Source organism: Paenarthrobacter sp. PH39-S1 (assembly GCF_030063245.1).
In the GTDB taxonomy this organism is placed as follows: Bacteria; Actinomycetota; Actinomycetes; order Actinomycetales; family Micrococcaceae; genus Arthrobacter_M.
Genome location: NZ_JASISR010000005.1, coordinates 109576 through 120669, shown reverse-complemented (window position 1 = coordinate 120669; position 11094 = coordinate 109576). Strand labels below are relative to the sequence as shown.

Here is an 11094-nt window from a genome sequence, read left to right as displayed (position 1 = left end):
AAAGTCCCCGGTCGGCCGCCGGCAGCGTCAGACCTTCCGTCTATACGCTGACCTCGGCCGTGCCACCGGGAGCGTCGTCGGTTGCCTTTTCGGCCGCCCTCCGCTGCGAGACGCGTCTGGCCTGCTTGACCAAAACGGGTTCGCGCATCCGCAGCCACGCATACATCGGCGCGGCAATGAAGATCGTCGAGAACGTACTGACGATGATCCCAATGAACAACGCAAGGGACAGATCCCGCAGTGTGCCCGCCCCGAGCAGGTAGGCGCCGATGAAGAGCACCGAAGCCACCGGCAGAACCGCCACCATCATCGTGTTGATTGAACGAACCAGCGTCTGATTCACCGCCAGGTTAACCTCCTCGGCAAACGTCCGCCGGGTCGACCTCTCCACATCCGCGGTGTTCTCCCTGATCTTGTCAAAGACCACCACCGTATCGTAGAGCGAGTAGCTCAAGATGGTCAGAAATCCGATGATGGCCGACGGCGTGACCTCGAAATCGCTGGCCGCGTATAGTCCCGCCGTGGTGATCATGACCACCAACAGACCCACGATGGCCGCCACTGACATACGCCAGGTGCGGAAATAGAAGGCCATCAGCAGCGTCGCCAGCAGCACGAACGCCACCAGCCCCAGCAGCGCCTGCCTCGTGACGTCCGCTCCCCAGGTGGGGCCGATGAAAGTCGAGGTCACATGGTCTTCCTGGACACCATAGTCCGTGATCAGCGCGGCCTTGACCTTGAGGGTCTCGTCGTCGCTGAGCTTGTCCGTCTGGATGCGCATCGTGTTACCGGCAATGTTGGCCACCCGCGGCACCGCCCCGGGAACAATCTCCGTGACCGCTCGTTCACCGATGCCGGAATTGGTGTCCTTGACATCCGAGACGGTGAACTCCGATCCCCCGCGGAAGTCAATGCCCAGGTTGAAGCCGCCCCGCACGATCGGGATCAGGATCGAGACGATCACGGCCACCGCTGCGATGGTGAACCAGATCTTGCGTTTGCTGACGAAGTTGTAGGAGCGTTTGCCCGTGTAGAGTTCGTTGCCGAAGGTGGCGAAACTGGTCATTATTTGTTCTCCTTGGCTGCGTCCTGCGACCCTGCGGACGCCGATCCGGCACCCCTGCTGCCGGCCATTTGTTCCTGTCGTGCAGCCAGCCGCCGCTCTGCGATGGTCTGGCGGCGCTCGGCCTCGGCCTGCGCGCCGGAGTTTTTCCCTTTCGCAGCACCCCTGGCGCCGAGCGAAATCTGCACCGGATCACGGAAACGTCCCGCCCAGCGGTACAGCGGAACGGCCCCCAGCCGCTTCGGATCAAGGCCGGAGAAGTGATGGCCTTCGCCGAAGAACCGGGTTCGGGCCAGAAGCTGCAGGGTCGGGTGCGTGAACATGAAGACCACGATCAGGTCGGCGATAGCCGTCAGCCCGAGGGTGAAGGCAAAGCCGCGGACGTTGCCGACGGCGACGAAGTACAGTACGACGGCGGCAAGCAGGTTCACTGCTTTAGACGCCAACACGGTGCGCTTGGCACGCCGCCAGCCGTTTTCCACCGCCGCGACCAGACCGCGCCCGTCACGAAGCTCGTCACGGATTCGCTCAAAGTACACGATGAACGAGTCCGCCGTCTGACCGATGGCCACGATCAGACCTGCCACACCGGCAAGGGACAACCGGTAGTTCTGTGTCCAGCCGAGGATGGCAATGGCGAGATACGTCAGTGCACCAGCAACGACCAGCGAGAAGATGGTCACGAAGCCCAGTGCCCGGTACTGGAACAGCGAATAGACGACGACCAGCAGCAGGCCGATCACGCCCGCCAGCAGGCCCATTTCCAGCTGTTGCCCACCGAGGGTCGCGGAGATCTGCTCCTCGCTTTGGATGTCGAAGCTGATCGGCAGGGCACCGAATTTGAGCTTATCCGCCAGGGACTTCGACGACGCTTCGGTGAAGTTACCGGTGATGGAGGAGTTCCCGTCGGCGATGACGGCCTGCGAAACGGGGGCAGAAATGACGCGCCCGTCCAGGACAATAGCAAACTGGGCCCGCGGATCCTGCGGGTTCGCCTGCAGGAAGCCGTTGAGCCGGGAAGTCACTTCCCTGAACTTCGTGGCGCCCTCGCCGTTGAACTTCAGGTTGACGGACCACTGGTTGGTGGTGGCGCCCTGTGCGCCCTGCTGCAGCCCATAGGTGGCGTCGCTGATGTCCTTGCCGGGGACCTCAACCGGGCCCAGGATGTACTTGGTGCCGGAATCCAGCTCGCACGACACAACGGGCTTGGCCGGATCGGTGTTCGTCGGCACCTCGGTCACCGGTGGCACGCAGCTGGTGGTCTCAAATGTCTTGTACAGCGCCGCATCGATCCAGTTTTCATCGCTGGCGTTCGTCGGCGCCGCCTTCGGCACGGGCAGCTGGGCATCAGGGAGCATCTTGTCCGGTGTGGTTGCCGCGCCGGGCCCGGCGGTGATCACCGGGCGGAAGGACATATCCGCCGAGGCCTTAATCAGCTCACGAGTTTCCGCCGTTGGCGTGCCCGGCATGCTGACGATCACGTTGCGCCCCGATTGGGTGCTGATTTCGGATTCCGACACACCGGATCCGTCCACGCGCTGGCGGATGATGGACACGGCCTGGTTCAGCTGCTCGTCGGTGATGGACTGGCCGCCCTGCACCTTGGGCGTCAGAATCATCTGCGTGCCGCCCTCAAGATCAAGGGCCAGCTTGGGAGCCCAGCTCGCCGATCCCCAGATGGCCCCGCTGCCAAGCAGCATAGCCAGTGCAATAAAAATAATCCCAAGCCACAGCAGGGTCCTGCGGGCCGTTGAAGTGGGGCCAGTACGTGCCATCAGTGGATCTTTCTCTTCGTCATACGCTCCCGACGCAACGGGGCCGCTCCAGCCGGAGGGGCGGGAGCGGCAGTCGCGGCGAAGTTCCGGTGGGAACTCCTCGCCTGGATGAGACTAGTTGTCTTTGTTGTTGTCTTTATTCAACCGCAGGATCGTCTCATCGGGGCTCTCGTTGACGGGAACTTCACCGTGCCCGGTGGGGCCGGAGAAACCGGTCAACGAGGATGCGTCGTCGGGGACGCCCTGGTGAGTCTCATCCGGTGCGGTGATTTTGGTGATCGTCTGGCGGTGCACCGTTGCGGTGTTTCCCGGCGACAGTTCAAGGACCACCTTGTTTTCGGCGTCGTCGATCGCCAGGACGGTTCCGAACAGGCCAAAGTTGGTCATCACCGAAACACCAGTGGCCAGCTTGGCCTGTTGCTGCTGTTGCGCCGCTTTGGCCTTTTTCTGCCGGCGGAACATCATCAAAATGACGACGGCGAAGAGCGCGAAGAGGATCAGTGTCATGGGGTCAAAGCCGCCGGCTTGGGTTTCGCCGGCGGCCAGAATGCTTGAGAACACAGCTGGGGTCCGTTCCTTTGTGTCAATGGGTTCCGGGGCTGCTTACAACGTGCCGGACGTCATACCAGTCTAAGCTGATTTTCGCCGAGCGAACGCGTTGCGCCCAATTCGGCCCTCAGTTCGCGGCAATCCGCTGCCGGGCACCGGCTTAGGCGGCGTGGTAGGCAGGCACCGCGACCGGTCGCCGTTGGCAGGCACCGCGCCCGGTCGCCGTCGGACACCACTGCGGCCATGCGGTGACGCCAGGCACTGGGGACGGGCACGATCGTCAGGGAAAGTCGCCGGGCAGGCCATCCCCGGGCACGATGATGGGAAAGGGTGCGGTGCCCGATGCATCCGGGGGCATCTGCAGCCCCAAATGCTCCCAGGCCGCCGCCATCGCGATCCGGCCCCGTGGAGTCCGGCCAAGCAGGCCCTCCCGCACAAGGAACGGCTCGGCGACCGTTTCGACGGTCTCGGGTTCTTCGCCCACGGCGATGGCCAGCGTGGAGAGGCCCACCGGACCGCCGTTGAATTTGGTGATCAGAGCATGCAGCACGGCGCGGTCAAGCCGGTCCAGCCCACGCGCATCGACCTCATACATGTCCAATGCGGCGGACGCGGTCCGGGCATCGATGCTCGCCACGGCGTGGACCAGGGCCCAGTCACGCACGCGCCGCAGCAGCCGGTTGGCAATGCGCGGGGTTCCTCTGGAGCGGCCGGCAATTTCGGCAAATCCGGCACTGGTCAGCGACAGATCCAGCAGTCCGGCCGAGCGTCGCAGGACGAGCTCCAACTCCGCCACCGAGTAGAACTCCAGGTGTCCGGTGAACCCGAACCTATCCCGCAGCGGGCCCGGCAGCAGGCCCGCCCTCGTGGTGGCGCCGACGAGAGTGAAGGAGGGTAGTTCCAGCGGGATTGCGGTGGCCCCGGCCCCCTTCCCGACCACGATATCGACCCGGAAATCTTCCATGGCCATATACAGCATTTCCTCTGCGGGCCGTGACATCCGGTGAATCTCGTCCAGAAACAGCACTTCGCCCTCGGAGAGCGAGGACAGAATGGCCGCCAGATCGCCGGCGTGCTGGATCGCCGGTCCTGAGCTGATCCGTAACGGGGCATTCATTTCCGCCGCGATGATCATCGCCAAGGTGGTTTTTCCCAGACCGGGAGGGCCGGACATCAGCACATGATCGGCACTGCGGCCGCGGATCCGGGAGGCTTCCAACACCAGCGAGAGCTGTTTGCGGACCCGTTGCTGACCGACAAAATCATGCAGATTCTTCGGACGCAGGGCCGACTCGATGGCACGCTCCTCCGGCTCGCCGCCCGCCGGCCCTACCACCTCCGGGGAAACGACCAGCCGCGCCGCATCGGCAGGGCTCACTGCTGGTGTCTTCCCCGTGGCGGTCTTCCCCGTGCTGGTCTTCCCCGCCGTAGCCTTCCCCTTGACTTTTCCCGGGATCTGCTCAGCCACGGGCCCGCACTCCGCCGGCAGACCCCCGGGAACTGTCCTGGCCGAGCCAGCGCAGCGTGGCCCGCAGAATGGCCGCGACATTCGCGCTCTCCAGCAGGGCCGGATCGTCCGCCGTGGCCCTGTCGATGCTCGCCGCGGCGTCCTTCTCGGACCAGCCCAGCCCGGTCATGGCCGCAATGACCTGCGGTTTCCAGGCGGCGCGAACCGCAACGGCGCCCGCCGCAGATCCGGTGCCGGTTCCCTCCGGATGCAGTTTTCCGGTCAGTTCGAGCACTATTCGGCCGGCGACCTTCGGGCCGATGCCGGGAACCTTGGTGAACGTTTTGCCGTCGCCACCGGCGACCGCGACACGGATGGTTTCGGGTTCATGCACGGCCAGGACCGCCAGGGCCAGCCGCGGACCGATCCCGCTGACGCTGAGCAGGACGTCGAAGACCTCCCGCTCGCCGCTGTTGTCGAAACCGTATAGGGTCATCGAATCCTCGCGGACGATCATGGACGTGGTCAGGGTTGCCTCCTGGCCGGTCCGGAGCGCACCCAGGGTTTTGGGTGTGGCATGGACCAGCATGCCGATCCCGTTCACATCGATCACCACCGACGACAGACCGACCTGCGCCACGGGTCCGCGAACAAAGCTGATCATGGGGTTACCTCTTGTATAGGGCCGTCCGGGTTGAACCGACAGCATGTAGAACATATCTACGAACAGCGTAGCGAACCAGACGGACATTGCGGGAGTGCCACGCTCAACGCCAGCTGTGGCCCGACTTTTCCTTGTTCCGTTTCGCCTTGGCTTCGGCTTCCCGCCATAGCCTCTGCGCCGCCGTCGCCCCTGACGGGGAAGTGCCCGGGAGAACCGGGTCAGCCGCTGAAACCGATAGGGGGCCCATCCGCCAGGCGTGCGTGATGGCCAGCGCTAAGGCGTCCGCCGCGTCGGCAGGAGTGGGCGGCGCGTCAAGGCGCAGGATCTTTGTCACCATCGTGGTGACCGCCGCTTTGTCCGCACGGCCGCTGCCGGTCACGGCGGCCTTCACCTCCGACGGAGTGTGCAGAGCCACCGGAATACCCCGGCGTGCAGCGGCAGCGATCACCACGCCGGAGGCTTGCGCAACCCCCATCACGGTACTGACATTGAGCTGCGAAAACACCCGTTCCACGGCGAGCACATCCGGACTGTATTCCTTCAGCCAGCGGTCGATGGAGTCAGCAACCACAAGCAGCCGTACGTCGAGGCCCTTATCGGGGGTGCTGCCCACCACGCCGAAGGCCACCAGAGTGGCCCGCCGGTTCGGCTCCACGTCGACCACGCCAAGCCCGCAGCGCGTCAGGCCGGGGTCCACACCCAAAACACGCAGCGTCAGTCCTCGTCCAGCTGGGCCATGACCTCGGCGCTGACGTCCGCATTGGAGTAAATGTTCTGGACGTCATCCAGATCCTCCAACGCGTCGTAGAGCTTCATGAACTTGCGGGCGTGCTCCACATCAAGTTCCACCTGCATGGACGGTACAAAACCGGCCTCGTCGGAGTCGTACTCGATGCCGGCCTCGGCCAGCGCGGCCCGGATCGCGGGCAGATCCTGGGGTTCGGAGATGACCTCGAAATTCTCGCCGTCATCCTTGACCTCTTCCGCTCCCGCGTCGAGGACCGCCATCAGAACGTCGTCTTCGGACAGCTCCTTCTTGGCCAGCGACACGACGCCTTTACGGGCGAACATATAGGCCACGGATCCGGGATCGCCCATGTTCCCCCCGTTGCGTCCCACCACCAGCCGCACCTCGGAGGCTGCGCGGTTCTTATTGTCCGTCAGACATTCAATCAAAATCGCGGTACCCTGCGGACCATACCCTTCGTACATGATGGTCTGGTAATCCACCGCGTCGCCGAGCTGGCCGGAGCCGCGCTTGATCGCGCGATCGATATTGTCCGCCGGCACCGATGTCTTTTTGGCCTTGGAGACGGCGAGTTCCAGGGACGGGTTGCCCACCATATCGGCGCCGCCGATGCGGGCGGCGACTTCAATGTTCTTGATCAGCTTGGCAAAGGACTTCGCACGCCGGCCGTCAATGACAGCTTTTTTGTGCTTGGTGGTTGCCCATTTGGAGTGCCCTGACATGCTTTACGCTTCTCCTCTAATCATGCGGATAAACAGCTCGTGGATGCGCCGCTCCCCCGTGACCTCCGGATGAAAGGAGGTGGCGAGCAAATTCCCGGACCGCACCGCCACTGCTCGGCTCGTACCTTCGATTCTAGCCGTCCGGTCGTTTTGAGGGTGCGCCGGGCCGCCAGCTGCCCGTAATTCCGCTCCCGTTAAGCCCGGCATGGACAATTTCGGGGCGGGCGGGAACTGCACAGTCGCCAACACCTCCACGGAATCGCCCACGCGTTCCACCCAGGGGGCCCGGATAAAAACCGCATGCACCACGGCCGCGCCGTGCCCCGTCGCAGCTGAGCCGGTGAGCGCGGAAAAATCCAGGTCCGTCTCGAAGGAGTCACGCTGGCGCCCGAAGGCGTTGCGCCGAACGGTGATGTCCATCCCGCCGAGCGTCTGCTGTGGGTTGCCGTCGCGGTCCGTGGCGGGATCCGCGATTTCGTTGGCCAGCAGGATCATCCCGGCGCAGCTGCCGTAGACGGGCAAACCGGCGGCAATGCGCTCCTTCAGCGGTTCGGCCAGGGAAAAGATTCGGGTCAGCTTGTCGATCGTTGTCGACTCACCGCCGGGCAGAATCAGGGCGTCGACGGCGGCCAGCTCGGCCGGGCGGCGGACGCTCACCGCGCGCGCACCGGAGGCCTCTATGGCCCGGGCGTGCTCGCGGACGTCCCCCTGCAGGGCCAGAATGCCGACGGTCAGCGGATGGTTGGAAGGTCTGGGAATGCTCACCAAGTCATCATAGTGGGCCCCCTCACCCGCGGGTCCGAGAGGGCACGCGGGCCAATCCGGCGGCGCCAACCCAGTAGCATTGACCGAGGACTGACGTACTAAAGATGAGGTTGGCAGTATGTGCGGAATCGCCGGTTACTACGGTTTTGGGGAAGATGAAGCTCTCCTGCGGGAGATGAATGCGTGCATTGTGCACCGGGGCCCCGACGGCGAGGGGTACTACACCAACGGAGAGGTGGGCCTGGCTCACCGACGGCTGTCCATCATCGACGTCGCTCATGGCCAGGAGCCCATGATCAGCCAGGACGGTCAGACCGTCCTGGTCTATAACGGCGAGGTCTACAACTATCTGGATCTGCGGGCCGAACTCGAGGCGTTGGGCCGGACCTTCAACACCGTATCGGACACCGAGGTGGTGCTGCAGGCCTACGAGGAGTGGGGCGACGACGCCTTCGACCGCTTCAACGGCATGTTCGGCTTTGCCATCCACGACGGGAAGAACAACCGGCTGGTCCTGGCCCGCGACCACTTCGGTATCAAGCCGCTGTATTACGCCAATGCCGGCACCGCCGAGGACCCGAAGCTGCTCTTCGGCTCGGAAATCAAGCCCCTGCTGGCAACGGGCAGACTGGAAACCGCCCCCAACGAGCGGATTCTCTACCGGTACCTGCAGTTCCGCATCCACGATGAGGAAGCCCAGACGTTCTTCGACGGCGTGTACAAGCTCATGCCCGGCGAAAAACTCGTGGTCGATACCAGCGCCGGCGCCCCGGCGGGCTTCACCGTCAGCCCCTACACGCGGTTCAAGGAAGAGCTCGCCGAGCTGGCCAGGATCGGCACCCCGTACAGCCAGGACGTCATAGCCGAATACCGCAGCCGTTTCACCGAGGGTGTTCGCCTGCGCCTGCAGTCCGAAGTCCCCGTGGGCACGGCCCTTTCCGGCGGACTGGACTCGTCCGCCGTCGTCGTGACGATCAACAAACTCATGCAGGAGAAAGCGGCGGCCACCGACTCCCTCGGCGCCACCCAGCAGACGTTCTCGGCGATCTTCCCGAACTCGATCAATGACGAGGAAAAGTACGCCGACGCCGTTCTTGCCACCTGCACGGGCAATGTCACCAGCCATAAGATCCTGCCCAAAGCGGAGGAATTCGCCAAGGACCTGGACGACTTCATCCGCACCATGGAGGAGCCAATCATCTCGTCCGGGCCCTACGCGCAATACCGGGTCATGCAGGAGGCCTCCAAGCACGTCACGGTGCTGCTGGACGGTCAGGGCGCCGACGAAATGATGGCCGGCTACATCCCGTACTATTTCGCCTACCTTCGACAGCTGAAAAAGAACGGCCAGCGGGCCAAGCTGGCCAAGGAGATGGCCTCCAGCGCCGACATTCTCTTCCGGCTGGGACGTTTCCGGGTGCGCGGCATGCTAACGGCCAAAAAGCCGCTGGCCATCTCGTCGCTGCTGAAGAAGGATTTCACCGCCGCGCACAAGGGCGAGAAGTTCTCCAATATTGCCGACAACCTCAAACTGCGGCTGATCGACGATCTGTTCCACAAGTCACTGCCGGCCGTGCTGCGCTATGAGGACAAGAACACGATGCGTTTCTCCCTCGAGGGCCGCGTTCCCTTCCTGGATAAGGAAGTGGTGAAATTCCTCTTCAGCCTCGATGATGAATCGATCATCAAGGGCGGCTGGAACAAGCGGATCCTGCGCGACGCCACCCGGGACCTGCTTCCGGAAATGATCAGCAACCGCCGCAACAAGATCGGGTTCACCACGCCGGAAGCGGAATGGTTCATCCTGATGAAGGAAAGAATCTACGAAATCTTCCTGTCCTCGTCCTTCGGGAACCGACCGTACTGGGACCAGAACGCCGTCCTTTACGCCTTTGAGGAGTACCTGACCGGCAAGAGCAGCGCCTCTACCATGGTCTTCTGGCGGCTGCTTAACACCGAGCTCTGGCTGCGTGAATTTTTCGACGAGCCGGAAGTCAAGGCTGGCATCGCAGACAAGAGCGACTACGTTCCGAACGCCGACAAGCAGCTGGACATTACGGTCGCCTCTGATGGCAAGGAAACAGGTGGCGGCACTTACCGCCGTTACCCGCTGCGCACCGAAGTGTTCTACAAGGACACCGACTTCGACCCGGCCGTTATGGGCTATGTGGAGCGCTTTTTCGCCGGACTTCCGGAGGCAGGCGACGAGCATCAGGCCGCCACGTCCGGAACGCCGTGGTACCTCTTCGTCAGCGAGAAGATCGTTGCCATGACGCAGGGACGGTCCATTCCGGTCTGGGACATCAAGGTCACCCCCGCCGCCCGGATACTGAGCCGCTTTGTGACCCGCAATCCGGGCGGCATCGGGCTGGCCAGCCCCTGGTCCATGCAGCTCGCCATCGACGAGGTCGGGCTCCCCCGGCTGCTGTACGCTGCCGGGCGCAGCGTTGTCGGCAAGCTGCAGGGCAAATCGGGAGTCTTCTACGAGGTCGTGGGCCACAACATCAACGCCATTGACGGAGCTGCCGGCTACCAGGTCGGCACCTCGACTCACTCCGTCAAGTACGCGCCGTTGGATCCCGAAGGTGTTGCCGTCCGGCTGAGCGCGCTGGTCCGTGGGCGCGTGCCCAAGGAATTCGCCGCCACATTCGCCGGAACGGCCATCATGGACGCCAATGACCTCGGTGTGGTCGCGCTGGGACACGACACCGGATTGGCGCAGACCGTCGTGGAAGGTATCTTCCGGGATAATCCGCAGGGCCAGACGACGGAGACCACGCCCATGTCCATGGTGTTCAGGCGCCAATAGGAGACGGCGGTTGGCCTGTCAGGCGCTGCCACGGCCGGTCCGGCTAAACGCGGCGGCGTTCATGCAGTACATCGGTTGCGTGAGCGTGTCCGGAACGCGCTGCTCCCAAGGCAAGTGACCGTCGTCGTCCGCCCAAATGGCCTGAAGCGCCCGGACCCCTTCGCCGTAGTACGTGTCCGCCGTCAGCAACACGGTGCTGGCCCGTGGAATGTCGAGCAGCTGAACCGACCGGCCCTGCAGCGCTACCAGCATGCCGGCCTCGAGCCGGCGGCCGCCGAAACGTACCATGTCGGCGAGTTCATTGAGCAGCCGCGCCATATCCTGCAGCGGGCGGCCGCTCATCAGCAGCTCCGGATGCCCCTGAAGGGCCGTGAGCCCCACGGTGTAGGCGAAGGCCGTGTTGGCGGAATCCCCCTCCACACCCTGAATGGCAACTCCGTACCGGTCAAGCATCCGGCGGAACTTCTCATTGGCTTCTTCGGCGGTGGCGCCATTGCACATGTCACACATCATGTCCTCCTTCGTGGAACAAATCCGTACGTTCATCATCGC

10 protein-coding genes are annotated in these 11094 nt (G+C 63.7%); 1 reads left to right on the top strand and 9 read right to left on the bottom strand.

The features are described 5' to 3' along the window. Positions 1 to 40: 40 nt before the first annotated feature. The 8 genes from secF to pdxT all read right to left on the bottom strand — a co-directional run bounded on the left by secF (position 41) and on the right by pdxT (position 7733). A complete protein-coding gene (secF, locus tag QMG52_RS05105; protein ID WP_283559335.1) occupies positions 41 to 1066 on the bottom strand; it encodes a protein translocase subunit SecF in 1026 nt (341 codons plus the stop codon). Continuing rightward, positions 1066 to 2838 carry a protein translocase subunit SecD gene (secD, locus tag QMG52_RS05100; RefSeq protein WP_283559334.1) on the bottom strand — a complete coding sequence of 591 codons (1773 nt, stop codon included), beginning with the start codon at positions 2836 to 2838 and terminating at the stop codon, positions 1066 to 1068. The genes secF and secD overlap by 1 nt, the downstream gene beginning before the upstream one ends. Before the next feature lie 114 nt (positions 2839 to 2952). Continuing rightward, positions 2953 to 3399 (bottom strand): preprotein translocase subunit YajC, encoded by a 447-nt coding sequence (yajC, locus tag QMG52_RS05095; protein WP_349361652.1) that lies wholly within the window; start codon positions 3397 to 3399, stop codon positions 2953 to 2955. Between the two features lie 268 nt (positions 3400 to 3667). Continuing rightward, positions 3668 to 4723 (bottom strand): Holliday junction branch migration DNA helicase RuvB, encoded by a 1056-nt coding sequence (gene ruvB / locus QMG52_RS05090; protein ID WP_283559396.1) that lies wholly within the window; start codon positions 4721 to 4723, stop codon positions 3668 to 3670. A 124-nt stretch (positions 4724 to 4847) separates the two neighbouring features. After that, on the bottom strand, positions 4848 to 5498 hold the full coding sequence (gene ruvA / locus QMG52_RS05085; RefSeq protein WP_283559333.1) for a Holliday junction branch migration protein RuvA: 651 nt from the start codon (positions 5496 to 5498) through the stop codon (positions 4848 to 4850). 103 nt (positions 5499 to 5601) lie between these two features. Beyond that, positions 5602 to 6216, bottom strand: coding sequence for a crossover junction endodeoxyribonuclease RuvC (gene ruvC, locus QMG52_RS05080; RefSeq protein WP_283559395.1), 615 nt, complete (start codon positions 6214 to 6216; stop codon positions 5602 to 5604). After that, positions 6213 to 6968 carry a YebC/PmpR family DNA-binding transcriptional regulator gene (locus QMG52_RS05075; protein WP_283559332.1) on the bottom strand — a complete coding sequence of 252 codons (756 nt, stop codon included), beginning with the start codon at positions 6966 to 6968 and terminating at the stop codon, positions 6213 to 6215. The genes ruvC and QMG52_RS05075 overlap by 4 nt, the downstream gene beginning before the upstream one ends. Before the next feature lie 3 nt (positions 6969 to 6971). After that, positions 6972 to 7733, bottom strand: a complete 762-nt coding sequence (gene pdxT / locus QMG52_RS05070; RefSeq protein ID WP_283559331.1) for a pyridoxal 5'-phosphate synthase glutaminase subunit PdxT — start codon at positions 7731 to 7733, stop codon at positions 6972 to 6974. Positions 7734 to 7851: 118 nt separating this feature from the next. Between pdxT and asnB the strand changes: the two genes are divergently transcribed. Beyond that, positions 7852 to 10542, top strand: a complete 2691-nt coding sequence (gene asnB / locus QMG52_RS05065) for an asparagine synthase (glutamine-hydrolyzing) (RefSeq protein ID WP_283559330.1) — start codon at positions 7852 to 7854, stop codon at positions 10540 to 10542. An 18-nt stretch (positions 10543 to 10560) separates the two neighbouring features. On the opposite strand, the gene QMG52_RS05060 is transcribed toward asnB, so the two are convergent. After that, positions 10561 to 11055: a DUF4262 domain-containing protein gene (locus QMG52_RS05060; protein WP_283559329.1), complete on the bottom strand. Its 495-nt coding sequence runs from the start codon at positions 11053 to 11055 to the stop codon at positions 10561 to 10563. Between the last annotated feature and the right edge of the window lie 39 nt (positions 11056 to 11094).